The sequence below is a fragment of the Glutamicibacter sp. NPDC087661 genome, from assembly GCF_044743275.1.
Taxonomy (GTDB): domain Bacteria; phylum Actinomycetota; class Actinomycetes; order Actinomycetales; family Micrococcaceae; genus Glutamicibacter.
Genome location: NZ_JBIUWE010000004.1, coordinates 42,724 through 61,864, shown reverse-complemented (window position 1 = coordinate 61,864; position 19,141 = coordinate 42,724). Strand labels below are relative to the sequence as shown.

20 protein-coding genes and 1 tRNA gene are annotated in these 19,141 nt (G+C 62.0%); 11 read left to right on the top strand and 10 right to left on the bottom strand.

Annotated elements, in window-relative coordinates; translation table 11 throughout:
- Window positions 1-9: 9 nt before the first annotated feature.
- From pknB to ACIOTN_RS11705, 7 genes are read right to left on the bottom strand one after another with little or no spacing between them, the layout of a single operon-like run.
- Window positions 10-1,929, bottom strand: a complete 1,920-nt coding sequence (pknB, locus tag ACIOTN_RS11735) for a Stk1 family PASTA domain-containing Ser/Thr kinase (RefSeq protein ID WP_105662198.1) — start codon at window positions 1,927-1,929, stop codon at window positions 10-12.
- Window positions 1,926-3,734: a protein kinase domain-containing protein gene (locus ACIOTN_RS11730; protein ID WP_105662197.1), complete on the bottom strand. Its 1,809-nt coding sequence runs from the start codon at window positions 3,732-3,734 to the stop codon at window positions 1,926-1,928. Before ACIOTN_RS11730 ends, pknB begins: the two co-directional genes overlap by 4 nt.
- Window positions 3,731-5,191, bottom strand: coding sequence for a penicillin-binding protein 2 (locus tag ACIOTN_RS11725; RefSeq protein WP_105662196.1), 1,461 nt, complete (start codon window positions 5,189-5,191; stop codon window positions 3,731-3,733). Before ACIOTN_RS11725 ends, ACIOTN_RS11730 begins: the two co-directional genes overlap by 4 nt.
- Window positions 5,188-6,585: an FtsW/RodA/SpoVE family cell cycle protein gene (locus tag ACIOTN_RS11720; protein WP_402735395.1), complete on the bottom strand. Its 1,398-nt coding sequence runs from the start codon at window positions 6,583-6,585 to the stop codon at window positions 5,188-5,190. The genes ACIOTN_RS11725 and ACIOTN_RS11720 overlap by 4 nt, the downstream gene beginning before the upstream one ends.
- A complete protein-coding gene (locus ACIOTN_RS11715) occupies window positions 6,582-7,976 on the bottom strand; it encodes a PP2C family serine/threonine-protein phosphatase (protein ID WP_105658671.1) in 1,395 nt (464 codons plus the stop codon). Before ACIOTN_RS11715 ends, ACIOTN_RS11720 begins: the two co-directional genes overlap by 4 nt.
- Before the next feature lie 3 nt (window positions 7,977-7,979).
- Window positions 7,980-8,459, bottom strand: coding sequence for an FHA domain-containing protein (locus ACIOTN_RS11710; RefSeq protein ID WP_105658670.1), 480 nt, complete (start codon window positions 8,457-8,459; stop codon window positions 7,980-7,982).
- A complete protein-coding gene (locus ACIOTN_RS11705; protein ID WP_181148929.1) occupies window positions 8,456-9,271 on the bottom strand; it encodes a DUF3662 and FHA domain-containing protein in 816 nt (271 codons plus the stop codon). The genes ACIOTN_RS11710 and ACIOTN_RS11705 overlap by 4 nt, the downstream gene beginning before the upstream one ends.
- A gap of 283 nt (window positions 9,272-9,554) precedes the next feature.
- Here ACIOTN_RS11705 and ACIOTN_RS11700 point away from each other — a divergent pair.
- Window positions 9,555-9,638, top strand: a tRNA-Leu gene (locus ACIOTN_RS11700).
- Window positions 9,639-9,723: 85 nt separating this feature from the next.
- On the opposite strand, the gene ACIOTN_RS11695 is transcribed toward ACIOTN_RS11700, so the two are convergent.
- Window positions 9,724-10,179 carry a DUF523 domain-containing protein gene (locus ACIOTN_RS11695; protein ID WP_105658668.1) on the bottom strand — a complete coding sequence of 152 codons (456 nt, stop codon included), beginning with the start codon at window positions 10,177-10,179 and terminating at the stop codon, window positions 9,724-9,726.
- Between the two features lie 78 nt (window positions 10,180-10,257).
- On the opposite strand from ACIOTN_RS11695, the gene ACIOTN_RS11690 reads away from it, so the two are divergent.
- The gene (locus ACIOTN_RS11690) at window positions 10,258-10,794 is read left to right on the top strand and encodes a YdeI/OmpD-associated family protein (protein ID WP_402735394.1); all 537 of its coding nucleotides are present in this window, start codon (window positions 10,258-10,260) and stop codon (window positions 10,792-10,794) included.
- Here the strand turns inward: ACIOTN_RS11690 and ACIOTN_RS11685 are convergent.
- Together ACIOTN_RS11685 and ACIOTN_RS11680 are read right to left on the bottom strand one after the other, a co-directional pair.
- Complete coding sequence (locus tag ACIOTN_RS11685; protein WP_166650740.1) at window positions 10,783-10,950, bottom strand: hypothetical protein; 168 nt, start codon at window positions 10,948-10,950, stop codon at window positions 10,783-10,785. The two genes, ACIOTN_RS11690 and ACIOTN_RS11685, sit on opposite strands and share 12 nt — an antisense overlap.
- A gap of 3 nt (window positions 10,951-10,953) precedes the next feature.
- Entirely contained in the window at window positions 10,954-12,003 is a 1,050-nt protein-coding gene (locus tag ACIOTN_RS11680) for a LacI family DNA-binding transcriptional regulator (RefSeq protein WP_105662193.1), read from the bottom strand.
- 150 nt (window positions 12,004-12,153) lie between these two features.
- Here ACIOTN_RS11680 and ACIOTN_RS11675 point away from each other — a divergent pair, with 150 nt between their 5' ends.
- The 9 genes from ACIOTN_RS11675 to ACIOTN_RS11635 all read left to right on the top strand — a co-directional run bounded on the left by ACIOTN_RS11675 (window position 12,154) and on the right by ACIOTN_RS11635 (window position 19,133).
- Window positions 12,154-13,125 carry a nucleoside hydrolase gene (locus tag ACIOTN_RS11675; RefSeq protein ID WP_105658665.1) on the top strand — a complete coding sequence of 324 codons (972 nt, stop codon included), beginning with the start codon at window positions 12,154-12,156 and terminating at the stop codon, window positions 13,123-13,125.
- Window positions 13,126-13,212: 87 nt separating this feature from the next.
- Entirely contained in the window at window positions 13,213-13,911 is a 699-nt protein-coding gene (locus ACIOTN_RS11670; RefSeq protein ID WP_400341862.1) for a dienelactone hydrolase family protein, read from the top strand.
- A 54-nt stretch (window positions 13,912-13,965) separates the two neighbouring features.
- Window positions 13,966-14,397: a universal stress protein gene (locus ACIOTN_RS11665; RefSeq protein WP_038992696.1), complete on the top strand. Its 432-nt coding sequence runs from the start codon at window positions 13,966-13,968 to the stop codon at window positions 14,395-14,397.
- 88 nt (window positions 14,398-14,485) lie between these two features.
- The gene (locus ACIOTN_RS11660; protein ID WP_402735393.1) at window positions 14,486-15,202 is read left to right on the top strand and encodes a LysR substrate-binding domain-containing protein; all 717 of its coding nucleotides are present in this window, start codon (window positions 14,486-14,488) and stop codon (window positions 15,200-15,202) included.
- Window positions 15,203-15,244: 42 nt separating this feature from the next.
- On the top strand, window positions 15,245-16,033 hold the full coding sequence (locus ACIOTN_RS11655) for an enoyl-CoA hydratase/isomerase family protein (protein ID WP_105662190.1): 789 nt from the start codon (window positions 15,245-15,247) through the stop codon (window positions 16,031-16,033).
- Between the two features lie 14 nt (window positions 16,034-16,047).
- Entirely contained in the window at window positions 16,048-16,713 is a 666-nt protein-coding gene (locus ACIOTN_RS11650) for an alpha/beta hydrolase (RefSeq protein WP_105658661.1), read from the top strand.
- 9 nt (window positions 16,714-16,722) lie between these two features.
- A complete protein-coding gene (locus ACIOTN_RS11645) occupies window positions 16,723-17,622 on the top strand; it encodes a PfkB family carbohydrate kinase (protein ID WP_105662189.1) in 900 nt (299 codons plus the stop codon).
- Window positions 17,623-18,417: an HAD family hydrolase gene (locus ACIOTN_RS11640; protein WP_105658659.1), complete on the top strand. Its 795-nt coding sequence runs from the start codon at window positions 17,623-17,625 to the stop codon at window positions 18,415-18,417.
- Entirely contained in the window at window positions 18,414-19,133 is a 720-nt protein-coding gene (locus tag ACIOTN_RS11635; protein ID WP_332594765.1) for a glycerophosphodiester phosphodiesterase family protein, read from the top strand. Before ACIOTN_RS11640 ends, ACIOTN_RS11635 begins: the two co-directional genes overlap by 4 nt.
- Window positions 19,134-19,141: the final 8 nt, after the last annotated feature.

Below are 19,141 nucleotides of genomic sequence, written 5' to 3'. Positions count from 1 at the left end.
CCTAGCAGCCTATCGGTCGCGCCCGTTTTCCCGTGGCGGGTTAGTCCGATCTGGCGGGCCGTTCCCATTGGAAGGAGCCGGAGCGTCACTGGTAGGCGAAGCACTGTCGGACGGATCATCGGATTCTTCTGAATCTGGAGATTCGGTCTCGCTGGGCGATGGTTCTTCACTTGGTTCTGGTGCCGGCGGAGCCTTGGCCACAGAAATCTTCACCAGGCTTCCCTGAGCCACGTCCTCGGAGGCCTCGGGGGACTGCTTGAACAAGGTTCCCTCAGGGTAGTCGTCGGTTGCCACCTCATCGAACTGAACTTCCAACCCGATGTCGTCCGCAGAGAGCTTCTCTTCAGCTTCCTCACGGCTCATCTCGGTAACGACCGGAACGGTCACCATGCCGGTAGAAAGGATCAGGTCGACTTCGCTGCCGGCCTTCACCTTGGAGCCCAGCTCCGGGCTGGTGCCAATAACCCAGTCGGTTGGAATGGTTGCAGAGTTCTCCCGGCTGACTTCACCCACTTCGAGGCCAGCTTCACGCAGGGCATCGCGGGCAGCCGTCTCGGACTGGTTCGCCAGATCCTTGGGAATCGTGCGCTGTTCCGAACCATCGGAAATGAACAGCGCAACCGTGGATTCCTTGGAAACCATGGACCCTTCTGCCGGGTCGGTTCGGGTCGCCTTGCCCTGCTCTACTTCATCACTGAATTCCCGCTCTACACGCACCTGGAAGGTGGAATCGCGCAGCAATTCACGTGCGTCGTCTTCGGACATCTCCAGGACCTTGGGCACAGCAACTGGGGCACGCTTTTCAGCCTCGGCCTGGATCGAGCGGATCACCAGGAAACTGGCGATACCCACAGCGATCAGGGCAATGATGGTCAGCAGGATGATCAGGCCGCGGTTGGACTTGTGCCGTGCAGGGGCCTCGGGAGCCTCATCTTCGACGAAGACCGGGTGCTGGCTGGTGCCTGGCGCTGACTGCGCGATGAACCCGGTTTCAGTCTCGCCGTGCATGCCGTATATCGGCAAGGTGTAGGTTGATGGTGCCGGTTCGTCATCATGGAATTCAATGCCGTTCAGTGCATCTTCCAACGCAGCCGCGAAAGCGCCTGCGCTCTGGAAACGGTCATCGCGTTCCTTGGACAGAACCTTGGAAACGATCGGGTCGAAGATCGGGTCAACGTCGTGCTTGACCTCGCTGGGCGCTGACGGAATCTCGCCAACGTGCTGGTACGCGACCGAAACCGGCGAATCACCGGTGAACGGGGGGCGCTGGGTCATCAGCTCGTAGAACAGGCAGCCAACAGAGTAGATATCCGAACGGAAATCGACCTGTTCGCCGCGTGCCTGCTCAGGAGAGAAGTACTGGGCGGTTCCCACCACAGCGGCGGTCTGCGTCATTGTCGCCGATGTGTCCAAGGCACGGGCTATGCCGAAGTCCATCAGCTTCACGTGGCCGGCATCGGTCACCATCACGTTGGCCGGCTTGATGTCGCGGTGGACGACATTGTTATTGTGCGAATGATCCAGGGCATTGCATACGCCGCGGGTGACGTGCACAGCGAAGGAAGCGTCGACATCGCCCGAAGCGATCACCTGCTTCAGAGTCCGGCCGGTCACGTATTCCATGACCATGAAGGGCAAGCGCTCACGGCTATGATCGGTAGCAGGCAGCTCGCCGGTGTCGTAGACGGCAACGATATTCGGATGGCTCAGGCCCGCGACGGCCTTGGCTTCACGGCGGAATCGATTGACCACCATGGGGTTGCTTGCGGTATCCGGGCGCAGCACCTTGACCGCGACCTTGCGCGAAAGCACATGGTCGGTGGCAAGATAGACATCCGCCATGCCGCCGCGGCCTACCAGCGATTCGATCTCGTAGCGATCGTTGATCAACCGTGGCAAGCCGGGGGGCAAGGCTTCGACTTCACTCATGGCGCTTCGCTTTGGTCCGGCTCTGCAGCTTCTGGGGATTCAGATGCCGACGGGGTAGCGGACTCGGATGCTTCGGGTTCTTCTGGGCCCATGGAAATATCCAGGGTCACCGTGGTGCCCGGCTCTACTTCGCTGCCGGCTGGAACGTCCTGCGCAAGCACCGTGCCAGCGACCGAAGAGTCATGGCGTTCCTCGCCCTTGGCCACGGCCAGCCCAGCGTCCTGGATGCGCTTCTGCGCAGCTTCGTAGCCCATGCCGGTTACCGAAGGAACGCCAACGGTTTCGGGAGCCATGGCGTAGGTAATCGAAATGGTTTCGCCCTTTTCGACGCTGCCGGTCGGGTTCAGCGAAATGACTTCGCGTGGGTCGTACTCATTGGTTTCCTGCGGGGTCGCGTCAACGACGAGGCCCTTGCCCTCAAGCTCTGCCGTCACGGTGTCGATATCCTGGCCCACCAGCGAGGCCGGAACCTCTACGTAGGTCACGGTTTCACTCGGGGTCGGGGAAGAGGACTCGGAGGTCTCCGATGCTTCGGTGGTTTCTTCCGAAGGATCGGTGGATTCCTCGGTCGGAGAAGGGGATTGGGAAACATCGGTGCTCTGCGTGACCGAAGCCGTCGGCTGATTGTCCTTGTCGCTGCTCATGGCAGGGATCAGCCACGCCAGCAAGGCAATCACGGCGGCCAGCGCGATGATCACGATCAGCGGGACCAGCCAAGGGCTGCGTTTGGCCCCGGCCTCGCCAGCCGGATCCTGGGTATCCACGTCCTCGTCATCGAATCCGCCGGCTGCGGCACTGGACCCGGAGAAACCGCTGGTAGCGCCGGCAGGTTCCACCACGGTTGGCATCGCATTGGTCATTGTCGGCGCGGAATCAGCACGCGGCACCACCTGGGTGGCGTCGTTACCCATGTTGACCACTTGGGTTGCGTCGGTGGCGATACCGGTGGCCAGCATGCCGGGAACGGCCAAGGTCGCGGTATTGGTATCACCGGAGCGCAGCGCATCGGCGGCCTTCGCCAGCGCCGTTGCGTCCTTCGGGCGATCCGACGGGTTCTTGGCCAGCATCGACATGATCAGCTGGCGTACCGGTGCCGGGATGGTGTCCGGCAGCGCCGGGGGAGCATCGTTGACCTGTGCCAGGGCGATGGCGATCTGCGATTCGCCGGTGAACGGGCGGCGTCCTGCCAGGCACTCGTAGCCGATCACGCCCAAGGCGTAGATGTCAGAGCTGCCGGTGGCGATCTGCCCGGTGGCCTGTTCCGGGGCCAAGTACTGGGCGGTTCCCATTACCTGCCCGGTGGCGGTCAGCGGAACCTGGTCAGCAAGGCGGGCAATGCCGAAGTCGGTGATCTTCACGACGCCCGAAGGCATCACCAGGATGTTACCCGGCTTCACATCGCGGTGCACCAGGCCGTGCTCGTGGGCTGCTGCCAGCGCGCGGGCGGTCTGCGCGATCAGCGAGAGCGTACGGTCCACGTCGAGCTTGCGCTCGCGCTCGATAATGGTGGACAGCGGCGGGCCGGGAACCAGTTCCATCACCAGATAGGCGGAGCCCTGTTCCTCGCCGTAGTCGAAGACGCCAGCGATGCCAGGGTGGTTCAGCAGCGCGGTGTGGCGTGCTTCCACGCGGAAACGCGTCAGGAAGCTCTCATTATCGGTGTATTCCTCTTTGAGGATCTTGATCGCTACCAGACGTCCTAGGACCTGGTCTCGTGCCTTCCAAACTTCGCCCATGCCACCGATCGCAATGCGGTCGGTCAGCTTGTAACGACCGCCCAAGGTGGTGCCGGTTACTGGCCTCACTTGTTGAACACCGCCTCTAACATCGTCTTCATAAGTGCACCTGCCGTGTTGTGGCCGGTGTTGTAATCTACGTCTTGAATATTGACCGTGATGGCAACCTGCGGATCATCGGCCGGTGCGAAACCGGTCATCCAGGAGTTCACCATGCGGACTCCGTTCTCTGACGGTCGCTGCGAGGTGCCGGTCTTGGCTCGGAAATCCACGCCGGGAACGCGGGCATTCATGGCCGTACCGCTCACAACCGGGCCTTCCATCAGCTCGGTGAGCTGTTCGGCAACTTCCGGGGTGGTGGCCGTGGAGAACTTCTCCGGCTTCGGGTCCTCGATAACTCGAAGATCCGGCGCGATGACCTTGCCGATCAAATTCGGCTTCATGATCACGCCGTCATTGGCGATGGCCATGGCGGCCATGTTCATCTGCAGCGGAGTAGCCTTGTTTTCCCATTCGCCGATTGCCATCTGCGCCATCTGCGCTTCATTGGCCTCAGCAGAAGGGAACTCGCTTGGAACAACATTCTGCGGGATGCTCAGCTGCTGCCCGTAGCCGAAGCGCTCGGCAACCTCGGTGAAGGCATCCTTGCCGACGGTCTGGCTGATTTCCATGAACGGGGTGTTGCAGCTCTGGGCAAAGATGAACTCGAGCCTTGCCCGGGTATCCCGCGCGCAGATGCCCTCATTGAAGTTGTTCATCTTAGCGGTCGAATGCGGATAATTCACCGACACCGGATTGTCGATGGGGGTTTCCATATCGAACTTGCCCGATTCCAGGGCCGCAACGGTGCTGAGGATCTTGAACGAGGAACCTGGGGTCACCGGGTTGCTGATGGCCGGGTTCCGGTAGGGGCTCAAGCCGTCGGTGTTGCTGATGTCCTTCAGGTTCTGGGCCGCCTGGGAGGTCGAGTGCACCGCCAGCAGGTTGGTGTTGTAGCTTGGCTTGGAAGCCATCGCCAGGATGTCACCGGTCTTCGGATTGGTCACGATGATCGTGGCCTTCAAGTCGTCAGGAATCGCTTCGAAGGCAGTCTTCTGCAACTGCCCGTCAATGGTCAGCTCAACCGAGGCGCCTTCGGAACGGGTACCGGTGAACATGGCCGACAAGCGGTCGAAGAGCAGATCCGAGCTCGTGCCGGTCAGCCAGTCGTTCAGCTGCGATTCGAGTTGGGTGGTGCCATTCGCGAGCGAATAGTAGCCAGTCAGGTGGGCGTAGGTTTTCGCGTCGTGGTAAACACGCTGGAATTCGAACTGGCCATCATCGGTCGGAACGGATTCGGCAATCGGCTTGCCGTCGACCAGGATCGCGCCGCGGGGCAGGTCGAACTCGCGGTAGAGTTCGCGCTTGTTCAGCGCATTCTCCGAGAGCGGCTTGGCGTCGAAGAACTGGATGTAGCTCAGTCCACCCAGGCAGATGACGAACAGGACGGTTAGCGCAACCCAAACGCGCTTGATTGCATGATTCACTTTTTCGTCACCGCCTTGGTGCTGGAGGTAAGGGCCGTGCTGGCACTTGCAAATTCATCGGTTGGTCCTACGCCGCCAGTCTTCGGGCGGCGCGAGTTGTGGGAGATCAGGAGCAGCAACGCGATGATGATCCAGTTCGCCAGCAGCGATGAGCCGCCGGCGGCCATAAATGGCGTTGCCAGGCCGGTCAGCGGGATCAGCCGGGTGACGCCTCCGATGATCACGATGCATTGCAGGCCCAGGGTGAAGGACAGGCCTGCAGCCAGTAGCTTGCCGAAGGTATCGGCCGAGCCCAAGGCGGCCCGCAAGCCACGGGAGACCAGCAGCATGTAGAGCAGGATGATCGCGGCCACGCCGATCAGGCCAATTTCTTCGCCGAAGGAGGCAATGATCATGTCGGAGTTGGCCAGCGGAACACGGTAGGGGGAACCCGCGCCCAGGCCGGTGCCGAACAAGCCGCCGTCAGCCATGCCGAATAAGCCTTCTACGATCTGCATGCTGCCACCCTTGGCCTGGTAGATCGCAGGGTCAAAGGCGTTGAGCCAGACGTCCAGGCGGCGGGTCACGTGGCCCATGGTCAGGCCCGCGACGATGCCTCCGGCGACAACCATCAAGGCACCGATGAGCACCCAGGAAATACGCGCGGTTGCCACGTAGATCATCACGATGAACAGGCCGAAGAAGAGGATCGCGGAACCGAGGTCTCGCTGCACCACGAGCACGCCGATGGAGAGCAGCCAAGCGATAACCATCGGAGCCATATCCCGCAGGCGGGGCAGCTGCAGCGGTCCGAACTTGCGGCCAGCCATCAGGATCAAGTCGCGGTTCGACGAGAGATAACCGGCGAAGAAGATCGACAAGGTGATCTTCGCGAGTTCGCCTGGCTGCAGCGAGAACATGCCCATGCGGATCCAAATGCGGGCACCGTTGATCGTGACACCCAGTTTGGGAATCAACGGAAGCAGGAGCAATACGACCGATAGCAGCAGGGCGATATAGGTAAACCGACGCAGCAGGCGGTGGTCCTTGATTGCCCAGAGAACGACCGAAGCAATGACGATGGCAATGGCAGTCCAGAGCAGCTGGCGCGCCGACTGGGACGTTCCTTTAGCCAGGTCAATGCGGTGAATCATGGCTAAGCCAAGGGAGTTCAACGCAATCGTAATCGGAAGTATTACTGGATCGGCATATTTGGCGAAGATGCGCAGCAGCACATGAACCGTCAGGGATAGTGCCGCCAGGATGCCTATCTGCACGTAGAAGTCGGTGTTGTCGACATCCTCGGTGGAGCTGCCCACCAGATAGAACGCGGCACCGCCCACGCAGAGGGCCAGCAGCACCAGCAGCAGCTCGAGATTGCGCCGAGGCACCGGTGCGGTTTGCACTTCGGTCATTGCATTATCTCCTGGCAGTAGGCGGGCAGTTCGAGCTGGTTGGCGGAATCCGAGGATCCGGGAACGGTGACCGGGCAGTTCTGCTTCGCGGTGACCAGGAGTTCCTGGATGATCATCTGGGCATGCTGCTGGTTCTCTGCCGAGATGGTCGATTCAACGCGGTGGCGTGAATACTCCGGCAGGGCTTCGAGCGGCACCTTGCTGACTGTGTCGACCTCGGAGAGCGAAATCGGTCCGAGCTCCTGGGGAACGCCCTTGTAGATTGCGACCTTTCCATCGACAGTGCCAACAAAGTACTGGGTCTGGGTCCACATGTAGCCCCAGACGCCCAGGGCAATGACGAAGAAAGCCGTCAAGGTCAGCAGGATCGGCATCATCCAACGGCGCTGCTGCACCGGAGCATCCAGTGGATCCAGCACCTCGCCGGCCGCCGGGGAACGGTGGGTCAGCAAGGCAGCTGCACGGCGTTCGCCGGTGTGCTGGGTCACCACCGGGATCTGGCCGGTTTGCGTCGCAAGCTGGGCGGCGCCCACCAGCAGGTGGGGACGCTGGGAAATCTCATGGCGGAGCAGCGAAGCGCTGGCTTCGACATCGCCTTCGGCGGCAATGGTGAGCTGGCCGGTATCCGGTGCGGGTTCTGGTTCGGCGGGCGCTTCGCCTTCGACGACAGCGTTTTCGACAACCTCGAACATCACCACGGTGACGTTATCCGGCGCACCATTCTTCAAGGTGATGGCAACCAGGTCGTTGACCGCTTCATCCATATCGGCGGTAGTGCGGATGATCTGCTCGATTACCGGAACCGGCACCGCGTCGGTGAGTCCGTCAGAGCACAGCATCCAGCGTTCGCCGGGTTCTGCCTCGAATTGGTCGACATCGAGTTCCGGGGAGGCATCCGAGTCGCCCAGCACGCGCAAGAGCACGTTCTTATGCGGGTGGACCTCGGCCTCGGCCGGCTTGATGCGGCCTTCGTCGACCAGCCGCTGCACGAAGGTATGGTCCTTGCTGATCTGCTCGAAGACCCCGTGCTTCAAGCGGTAGGCGCGGGAGTCGCCGATGTGCGCCATGTGCAGGGTACTTCCCGAGAGCAGCAGGGAAGTGACGGTGGTACCCATCCCCGAAAGCTTCGGGTTGGCGCCGACGAGTTCATTCAGCACCAAATTGGCGGCCTGGATCTCATCCGGCAGGGCATTTTGCGGATCTGCGGTGCCATCGTGGTCCAGATGCACCAAATCAAGCACGGTGGAGGCTGACGCCACGTCACCGCCGACGTGTCCGCCCATGCCATCGGCAAGCACCGCGAGGTACGCGCCGGCGTAGGCGGAGTCGTCATTCTTCTTGCGAACCCGCCCCACGTCGGATTTCGCAGCAAATTTTAGTTTGAGGGCCATAGGCTAGGGCTTCAATTCCAGGACAGTCTTTCCGATGCGGATTCGCTGGCCGGGCTCCACTGCCTGGGCGCGTGAGAGCTGGTTGTCACCCACGAAGGTGCCGTTGGTTGAGCCGAGATCTTCAATGAACCAGCGCGATCCCTGCGGGAACAGGCGGGCATGGCGTCCCGAAGCGTAGTCATCATCGAGAACGACGGTGGCATCCTGAGCTCGCCCGAACATGATCGGTTGGCCGCGGAGGGGAATGCTGCTGCCGGCCAGTGGGCCCTCAACAACTTCCAATGACGTGGCGGCCTTGCGCGCAGGCACTTCTGGTTCCGCCAGCTCTGGATTCTTCTTCAGTTCCCGAGCGCTGGGCTTGCCGGTGCGGGCCCGCGATCCGATGGCCAAGTCGCGGCGCATCGATCCGACAACGCTTAATACGAGCAGCCAGATGAGGACCAAAAAGCCCAATCGGAACAAGCTTAGAACCAGGTCGTTCACGCGCGGCCTCCGTTGTTCGAGGTAATCAGCCGAAAGACGATTTTTGTCTGTCCGATAGTAATGATCGAACCGTCAAATATACGGGTTTCTTCCGAAATCTTCTTGCCGTCCACGTAGGTTCCATTGGTTGAACCCAGATCGGTGACGACGAAACTGGTTTTGCCACGGGTTTCGACGCGCACATGCTGGCGGGAAACGCCGGAATCATCCACGGGAATATCGGTGCTGGCCGAACGGCCCAGCACGATGGAGTGGTGATGCAGGGCGTAGCGCTGTCCAGCGACCTCAAGAATTGCCTGCTTCTGCATGGGCTTCTTGGGGATCTCTGCAATCGGACGGACCGATGGACGTGGCTGTGCGGTTGTCGGCGGGGTGGCGGATGGCGCTGCGGGCGCTGCTGCTCGCTCTTTTACCGGAGCCGAGGCTGCTGGGCGCGAGCTGGACTCCTTGACCGAGCTGGCAATCTCCATTTCTCCGGGCTTGAAATCGTCCTTGGAAACAAAATGGATCGTGATGTCGCCGTGGACCGAGTAGTCCTGGGCTGCCGCATGCTCAGCGGTGACCTTTGCCATTTCGTTGACGACGCCCCGCCCCCAACCCTGCGCGGTGTTGTAGTCCTTGGTGCTCAGCGAGACAACGAAGTCATTGGCTGCAAGGCTGCGGCCCTCGCTGATTGGCATGATTCCGCGGTCCATGTCATTGCGTAGCGCGGTAGTCAGTTCGACTGGCTTGAGATCTGCGGTGCTGGTGCCACGAAAGAAGCTAGTGACGACCTTCTCTAAGCCGCGTTCGACATTGTCGAGAAAGCCCATTATTCGTGCTCCTTCCTTAGGGTCCATGGCTGGTTATTGCGAGCCTGCATTCACGCCGTCCAAGCTGTGAACACAGAACTTCATATTCGATCTTACTGTTTTCAGCTGTGCAAATGCCGAAAAATCCTTGAGCGGCTCAAGTGCGTCAATATCAACGATAAATGCCCCAAAAAGGTTTCCCATGTGTCCCTAACCACAAATCAGGGTTTCGATTAGGTGAACGGAAAATGAGTGTGTAAGCTATTTCTTGTTGCAAAGAACGATGGCAACGAAAACAGAATATGCGCGAGTGGCGGAATTGGTAGACGCGCTGGCTTCAGGTGCCAGTGATCGCAAGGTCGTGGGGGTTCAAGTCCCCCCTCGCGCACAAATGGAAAATAACCCTTGATCTTCGGATCGAGGGTTATTTTTTTGTTTAAAAGAGCAACTGAATCGTTATCTTGCAGGGTGTGTCAGTTTGCCGGTGGCGCGCTGACATTGACGCCCCGGCGCTTGAGCAGGGCGGCCAGTACGCCATCGCCTGCAACGAGTTTTCCGGTGTGCGAGCCATCGTAGATGGTGCCGCAGCCGCACGAGGGGCTGCGATCCTGCAGGATCGCCTCGGTGATTCTCTGGTGCTGGACTAGATCCGAAACCTTCTGGGCACCAGCTATGAACTGCCCGCTGATGTCCTCGCCGTTGATGTCGATCACGCAGGCCCGGCCTTCCAGCACGTCGTGGCCATCGCCACCGACAATCTCCGCTGGCGGACGCGGAGTAGGGAGCTCGCCCAATTCCTCAGCGCAGGCCGCAACGGCTTCTCCTCGTGCCACGGCCTCGACGATGGCAGGGTTTGCCTTCGCCTTGCCGTTGTAGCGGCAAGGGATGCCGGCCAGGCAGGAACTAACGAGCAGCGGAGGTTGGGTCATAACAGCAGTCTAGCCACGTGGAAGCGCAATGCCGCCGTGCCATAGACTGCCCTTGGACAACGGAGAAGGGGAATTCCCATGGCGGCATCCAATGAGATATTCGAACTGAATGGAACTGCAGATCTGGTCAACGATCGGAAGATAATCAGGCTCGACCAGGAATCCAGCGACAAGTTGCCAAGCCGCGGACAGGTTGCGGTGGAACTTCTCCAGGCGCATGAAGGCCACGTGGTCGTAATAGATCCCGACGGGCGCCGAGGCCACTGGTTGGCCCTCGATGGACAGGGCGCGCCCCAGCTGTTGGCCGAGGCGGGGGATCAAGTGGAATTGACCGCCCGGGTCGCTAGAACCTGGCCGGAAACAGGGATTCCGCAAGACCTGGCCAGTGCCCTGGGCGAGGCTGGGGATCTGGATGAGATGTGGGCAGGGCTCACTGCCATGGCCCGCTGGGAATGGGTACGCTGGATCGGTGCGACCAAGAACCCTTCCACGCGCGAACGCCGAGTGGAGGCCAGTATTTCCAAGCTGCGTGATGGCAAGCGCCGGCCGTGCTGCTTTGATTTGTCCTCATGCACCGATCCCGAAGTTTCGAAGAGCGGAAAGCTAATCCAGTAGCACCCAGCTGCGCGCGGCGGATTCGATGCCGGTGCCCGGTGGGGTTGCCGGGCCGGTAATGAGGCCCAGCACTCCGCTGGACATGACGATCAGGCCCAAAGCAATCAGCAGGGCGATGGCGGCAGTGACCTTGGCAGGCCATTTATGCATGTTCACCGGCTAGTCTCCTTTGTTGCCCAGCGTCGATCCGCGGACAATCAACGAACTGGGCAGCATTGTCTGCAGTGGGTCAGGGGTTTTTCCATCGAGCAGCGCGCGCAGCTTCAATGCGGCCTGGCGCCCGCCTTCCTGGGCGTTGAGCTGCACGGAAGTGATGGAAGGGCTGGACGTCGCCGAGTAGGGAAGGTCGTCGAATCCGGCCACCGCAAGCTGCTGCGGAATGCGGATACCAAGCAGGCGCGAAGCATGCAGCACGCCGAAAGCGTGGTTATCGGTTGCGCAGCCCAGTGCGGTCACGCCCGATTCATGCCACTTGGGCCAATGCTGGCCAAAGGCTGCTGAAGCCTCAGTGACGTCGATCATCGAGCTGGCAACAGAAGATGGCAGCACTTCGATGCCGTACTCCCTTGCCGCCGCCAGGAAGGCCTCGCGGCGCACTGCCAGGGTCTCGGTGCCGGTGCTGGCATCCAGGTAGGCGGCCTTGGTGTGTCCCTGTGCAGCGAAATGGGCTACGACTTCCCGCGCTCCCTGGGCGACGTCCATATTCACGGCAGGAATCGATGGATCGATGCCCGGGGCATCCAGGGCCACCAGCGGGAGGTTGCTCGAAATTTCCTCGAGGAAATCCTGGCTTGGGGCATGGACCAGCAGCCCGGCCGGACGGAGGCCCATGATCTTCCTCGTTTCGCTGGCGCTGGGGGAGACGCCGGCATCCGTGACCGAGAGCAGGAGCTGGTAGTCGCTAGCCAATACCGAGCGCACGCCAGCGATCACCTTGGCAAAGAAGGGGTTGGAGATATCCGGGGCCACCAGGACCACCAGCGAACTGACGCCCTTGGCCAGCGAGCTGCCGATGCTGTCGACGAAGTAGCCCAGTTCGCGAATTGATTCACGCACGCGCTGCTCATTCGCGGCCGAGACCCGGCCCGCCGACTTCCCGTTGGCAACAAGAGAGACCGTTGCGGTGGAAACGCCGGCGTGTTCGGCTACCATCGCTGCGGTCACGCGGCGTGGAGCGCGCGAGTTGCCGGACTTCTCACCATTCTTCATGGCTCCATCGTAGTCGGAGTTGTGACACGCGACAGCTTTGCGTTAAGCGCTTGACGATAGCATGGGGACGCGAAAGAATTATCAAAGGATGCCTATCCGCCCCCACGACTTAGCTACCGGCCGCCAGCTGGCAGAGCGAAGGAAGAAGCCATGACCCAGGACAGCAATGCCCCGCGCAAGATCATTTTGGACTGCGACCCGGGTCATGATGACGCCGTGGCAATGATTCTTGCCCATGGCAATCCCAAGATCGACCTGCTGGCCGTGACCACCGTGGCCGGCAACCAGACCCTGGATAAGGTCACTGCCAACGCGCTGGCCGTGGGTACCATCGCCGGCATTACCGGCATTCCCTTCGCGGCCGGCTGCGCCCGTCCGCTGGTGCGCGAAGTGGAAACCGCGGGAGACGTCCACGGGGATTCCGGGATGGACGGGCCGGCCCAGCCGGAGCCGGGTATCGAACTCGATGGGCGCCACGCCGTGGACGTCCTCATCGACCTGGTGATGAGCCATGAACCCGGCGAAATCACCTTGGTGCCCACCGGCGCATTGACCAATATCGCCTTGGCGGCCCGGAAGGAACCGCGCATCGTTGAACGCGTGCGCGAAGTGGTGCTGATGGGCGGCGGCTACCACACCGGCAACTGGTCGGCGGTGGCAGAATTCAATATCAAGATCGATCCTGAAGCTGCGCACATCGTCTTCAACGAGGCCTGGCCGGTGGTGATGGTCGGATTGGACCTGACCCACCAGGCGTTGGCCACCTCCGAGGTGGTTGAACGCATCGAGAAGATCGGCACCGGCCCATCGACCTTCGTGCGCGAGCTGATGGACTTCTTCGCCCGGGCCTACCGAGACCACCAGGGCTTCGATGCACCGCCGGTGCATGACCCATGCGCCGTGGCCTACGTGATCGACCCGGATATCGTGCGCACTGTCAAGGCCCCGGTCAGCGTTGAGCTGCGTGGCGAGCTGACCTTGGGGATGACCGTCACGGACTTCCGCGCGCCGGCTTCCGCCGACTGCAATACTTCCGTGGCGGTGGACCTGGATCACGAAGGCTTCTGGAATCTGGTGGTCGATGCGCTGGAACGTATCGGCGAGGTCACGCTCGGAAAATAGAACAACTTTGGCGCAATGTGGGGCAGGTCAATGCCAATGGCGTCCAGACCTGCATAAACTGGAGGCACACGCAGAGCAGGAGGCACCATGGCGGACAAAACCCCGCACCAGAACGTGACTTTCCCTTCTTCAGGCGCGCAAGCGCATGGCTATCTCGCCTTGCCGGAGTTCGGCAAGGGCCCTGGGGTCATCGTGATCCAGGAATGGTGGGGTCTGACCGACCATATCCGCGACGTTGCCGACCGGCTGGCCGCGCAGGGCTTCGTGGCTCTGGCTCCGGACCTCTATGGAGGCTGGATCACCCACGACGGTGAAGAAGCCGGGCAGATGATGTCCCAGCTCCCGGAAGCCGCCGGGGCCCAGCTATTGAGCGGTGCCGTGGACTACCTGCTGGCCAATGAGCACGTCACCAGCGAGAAGCTGGGCGTCATCGGCTTCTGCATGGGTGGCGGTTTCGTGCTGCAGATGGCTGCCCAGCAAGGCGGGAAAATTGCCGCGGCCGTGCCTTTCTATGGCGTCGGCCAGGGTGTGCCCAACGATTTTTCCGGAGTCCGCGCGGCCATCCAGGGCCACTACGCGAACCTGGACCAGATGTACTCGCCGGCTCAGGCGAAGGCTCAGGAAGAGCAGATTCGCCAGGAATCAGGCGCGGAAGTCCAGTACTTCTACTACGACGCCGATCACGCATTCCACAACGACGAGAACCCTGCCGGCAACTACGATCCCGAACAGGCTGCCATCGCATGGCAGCGCGCCGTGGACTTTTTGCAGGCTAAAGTGGCCTAAAGGCCATAAAGTGTTACCCATCACTTAATGCATCACTCATATAAGGAGAACAATATGTCTGAAACCATCATCGTAGGCGTAGACGGTTCCGAAACCGCACAGCGCGCAGCCCGCCGCGCTGCAGAACTCGCCGTCAAGCTCGACGCTGACCTGGTGGTCATCACCGCTCACGCTTCGGATAACACCGAGGTCGTTTCCATCGGTTCCGATACCTGGATCCTGGACGACGCAGAGCAGGCCCGCAAGCTGGCCCAGCGCGTAGCCAACGACGTGAAGAACGCTGTGCCAGGCGTCAAGATCACCGCTGCTGCCGGCCACGGCAAGCCAGGTGACGTGCTGATCTCCGACGCCGAGGACCGCAAGGCTTCGATGATCGTTGTCGGCAACGTGGGCATGAAGGGCCTGGGCCGCGTGCTCGGTTCGGTAGCTTCCTCGGTGGCCCACTCGGCACCATGCGACGTTCTGGTCGTCAAGACCGACAAGTAGGCCTCCCCGGCTTGCGCGGACGCAGGCGGGCACCGGTTCACCGGTGCCCGCCTGCGCCATTTAACCCGGCAGAGCGTAGGCTTAACCCGTGCAGAAACTTCGAATCGCCTACGCAACCGGCGTCACCCCCGGCAAATGGATGGACCGCTTCCAGGAACGCTATCCTGCCATCGAGCTGAAAGCCTGGCGCCTGGATGAGGGGGAAATCCTGGATCTGTTGGCCAATGGCGAGGCTGACGCAGTATTCGTGCGCTATCGCGGCGACTCGCCCAAGGACGCAACGCGCCACGTCATCCCGCTTTACGAGGAACTCGAAGTGGTCTGCGCGGGCAAAGACCACGACGTGGAGTACTTCGAAGAATCCATTCCGCTGGAGACCGTAGAGTCCTTCCCGCAACTCGACTTGGCCGACTACCCGGAATCCGTGGGCGGCATTCCGGTAGCGATGGAAGTTGTCGCTTCCGGAGCCCAGGTGCTGCGCACCACGCAGTCCATTGCCCGGCTCTTCGCCCGCAAGGACGTGGTGGTGCGCTTCATTGAAGACGGTTCGCCAACCCAGGTGGGCATCGCCTGGCCTACCGCCACCGAAGACACCGCCTTGCTCGAAGAATTCATCGGCATTGTGCGCGGACGTACCGCCAGCTCATCGCGCCAGACTTCGGTGCGCAACCAGGAGCAGAAGGCCAAGCGCGTCAATGAGCAGAAGAAGGCCAAGGCGAAAGCCCAAGCCAAGGCAAAACAGCAGGCCAAGAGCTCATCCAAGAAGCCACAGGGTGCCAAGGCAAAGCCACGCAAGCACCGCTGACAATCCAATACGTGACGCGCGTTACGTGAGAGAGTTAGGGGTATGAAGCAATTCGATACCCTCAGCCTGAGCACCCAGGGCTCGGCCCTCATCCTGACCGTCAACCAGCCGAAGTCGCTGAACGCGTTGGCAAAAGAGGTCGTCAACGACCTTGAAGCCTTCCTGGACTGGTTCGAGGCCACCGGCTATGAATACCGCGGCGTGATCCTCACCGGTGCCGGCGAGAAGTCCTTTGTCGCCGGCGCCAATATCGTGCAGCTGCGCGAAATGGACCCGGCGGCGGCGCTGGCCTACGGGCGCCAGATGCACGCGGTCACCGAACGCCTGGAGAAGCTGCAGGTTCCAGTGATCGCCGCAGTCAACGGCTTCGCCCTGGGCGGCGGCTGCGAACTCGCCCTGGCTTGCGATTTCATCTACGCTTCCGAGACGGCCAGCTTTGGGCAGCCGGAGGTCAACCTCGGGCTGGTGCCCGGCTTTGGCGGCATGGTGCGCCTGCCGCGACGTGTCGGCAACGCGATGGCCCGTGAATTGGTTTTCACCGGCCGCCGCATCAAGTCCGAGGAAGCATTGCGCATTGGCCTGGCCAACCGCGTTGTCCCGGCCGGGGAACTGATTGACCAGGCCGTGGCCACCATCGAGGAGATCGCGAAGGTGGCACCGACGGCCGTTGGCAATGCCAAGGCCGCGATGGTGGACATGGACGCGTTGAACACCCATGACGCCCTGCTGGTTGAAGCACAGTCCTTCCAGCAGGCCTTCGGAACCGCCGACTCGGTGGAAGGCCGTGCCGCCTTCGTCGAAAAGCGCGCCGCGGTCTTCCCGGGCAACTAGCCGGGGCGCCGACCATGCACTACGGGGCGCACCCGGACCAGCAGGTCCAGTTCTACGAGCCGGAACGCACCACCGCTCGCGGAGCGGTGATGATCATCCACGGCGGATACTGGCGTGAAAAGTACACCTCTGGCCTTGGCGTGCCCCTGGCAGAGGATCTTGCCGCCCGCGGGATCCCTGCCTACAACCTCGAATACCGGCGTGGGCCGGGCAGCGCGGCGAAAATGCTGGCCGATGCCCGGCTCGCGCTGGGCCTGGTCAAGGAAGAGGGGCCGATCACGCTGATCGGCCATTCAGCCGGAGCGCAATTGGCCTGCGTGCTGGCCGCCCATGATGCACGGGTCTCCCAGGTGATCAGCCAGGCCGGGGTCCTGGACCTTGAAACGGCGCAGCGCCTGAAGCTCAGCGGCAGCGCAGTGGACGAGATGCTCGCAGGCGCGCCATTGGGCGCCTGCAATCCGGTGGAATTATGGCCAATGCATGCCCGTGTCGTAATCTTTCATGGACGGGACGATGGCGATGTTCCGGTAAGAATTGCCCGTATCGCAGCCCAGAAAGCGGCTGCGCTCGGACAGGAGCACAGCTTCTCGCTGTTCGCGGGAGACCACTACACCTGGATCGATCCGCACAGCAGCCAATGGGCTGCCTGCGTGCGTGCCCTGTCCCCACTGCATTACTGAAGGAGCAGCATGAACCCGACTGTGATCGGCGAGGCCCTCGTTGACGTCCTGGCCTCCGGCATTGCCCCAGCCCAGGAGTTCGTTGGCGGCAGCCCGTTGAACGTCGCGGTTGCGCTCTCCCGCCTGGGGTACCCGGGAACCTTGATTTCCCGCTGGGGCGCCGATGACAAGGGCCGCAAGATCGAGGATTACCTCAAGGACAACAACGTGGCATACCTGGGCGGAGCCGATGACCAGGCAACCGTCATTGCCCATGGCATCCTCGACCCGGCCGGCGGCGCGGCCTTCGCGTTCAACGCCTACTGGCAGATGCCGACCATCGGGCCGGAGCTGGCCCAGGATGCCGAGCTGGTGCACACCGGCTCCATCGCCACCCTGTTCAGCCCCGGAGAACTGCTGCCGTTGCTTTCGGCCGCGCGCACCCATGCCACCATCAGCTACGACCCGAACCTGCGCCCGTCGCTGGTCACCAACCATTCGCAGACCGTGGCGGAGGTCGAGCGATTCGTCGGCCAGGCCGACGTGGTGCGGGTCTCCGGCATCGACCTGAAGTGGCTGTACCCGATGCGCTCGGTCCAGGACTCGGCCCGTGCCTGGCTGGACATGGGTCCGGCGATCGTGGTGTCTACCGCAGGCTCGCGCGGGTCCTGGGGCGTCGTTCGCGCCGGCGACTCCGAATTCACTGCGCCGTCGGTGGAAGTCACCGATACCGTGGGTGCCGGCGATACCTTCACCGCCGCGCTGCTGTGCTGGCTGGCCGAACATGGCCTGATTGGCGCGGCCAACCGCGAAAAGCTGAACCAGCTGCAGATTGCGGAGCTTTCGCGAGCCCTGGAATTCGCGGCCATGGCCGCCGCGGTGACCGTGCAGCGTGCCGGGGCGAACCCGCCACGCCGCCAGGAGCTGTAGATGATCAAGCTGATCGCCTCGGACCTCGACGGCACCATTGTCGCCAAGGACGGCACCATCTCCGAACGCACCCAACGTGCCTTCATCCAAGCTCGCGACGCTGGCATCCAGATCGTCTTTGTCACCGGACGCCCCTTCCGCTGGCTGAGCCCGATCATTGAAGCCTTCGGCGGGATGGGCACGGTCATCTGCTCCAATGGCGCGGTGCTCTACGACCTGGAACAAGACGAAGTGATCTGGTCGCGCACGCTCAGCGCGGCTACCGCGCGGCGGGCGAGCGAAATCATCCTGGAGCTGGAACCGCGCGCGTCCTTCGCTGCCGAGACCACCAAGGGGCTGCACCTGGGTGAAGGCTTTGCCGACCGCCACCACAACTTCGGGGTGCAGGCAGTCCTGGATCTGGCTAGCGAGTCAATTGATTCCGAGGGCATCGTGAAATTCCTTGCCCGCTCCCAGCACCTGCCGATAGACAAGTTCTATTCCTCGGTTGAGCCGCAGCTGGCAGAACTGGTATCGGTGACCCACTCCGCCTTCGACGTTTCCCTATTGGAAATGGCGCATGTGGATATCCACAAGGCCACCACGCTGCATGAATACTGCCAGCGCCTGGGAATTGCCGCAGCTGAAGTGATGGCCTTCGGCGACATGCCCAACGACATCGAAATGCTCGAATACGCCGGCCACGGCTACGCGATGTCCTCCGGACACCCCATGGCGCTGGCCTCCGCCCGCTTCCGTGCACCCTCGCTGGCCGATGACGGGGTAGCCCAGGTCATTGAAGGCCTGCTGAAATGACCTACGCCTTTTCGCACCGCGGCGTACGCACGGGCAACGAGGAAAACACGCTGGCAGCCTTCCAGCGCGCCGCAGACCTGGGCATCACCCATCTGGAATCGGATGTGCACGCCTCAGCCGACGGCACGGTCTACCTGTTCCATGACCAGAGCCTGGACCGGGTGACCGACGCGAGCGGGAATTTCAACGACTTCACCGACGAGCAGCTGGCAATGGTGCGGGCCGGAGGGGAACCGCTGTGCACGCTTGATGCACTGCTCGATGCGTTCCCGCACGCCACACTGAACCTGGACGTCAAGGACGAGCACGTGATCGGCCCGCTGGCCGAGCTCATCGAGCGCAGGAAAGCCCATCGGCAAATTGCCCTCGCGTCCTTCTCCACGGCACGCAGCGCCGCGGTCGGCCACCTGCTTTCCGCTCCGATACGGCGCTCGCCGGGTCAACGGGAAATTGTCGCCATCTGGCTGTGCGCCCACCTGCTGGGCTGGGTTCCCAAGCGGCTGCTGGCAGGCTTCTGGGCGGTCCAGGTGCCGCTGAACCAGGGCATGCTGCCGGTAGCGACCCGTCGATTCATCAAGGCGGTCCACCGAGCCGGCGCCCAGGTGCATGTCTGGGTCATCAACGACGAGCCGACCATGCGGCTGCTGATGGAGCGCAAGGCCGACGCCATCATGAGCGATGACGCGGCCTTGCTGGCCAGGGTTCTGGGCTCTTGAACTGCGGC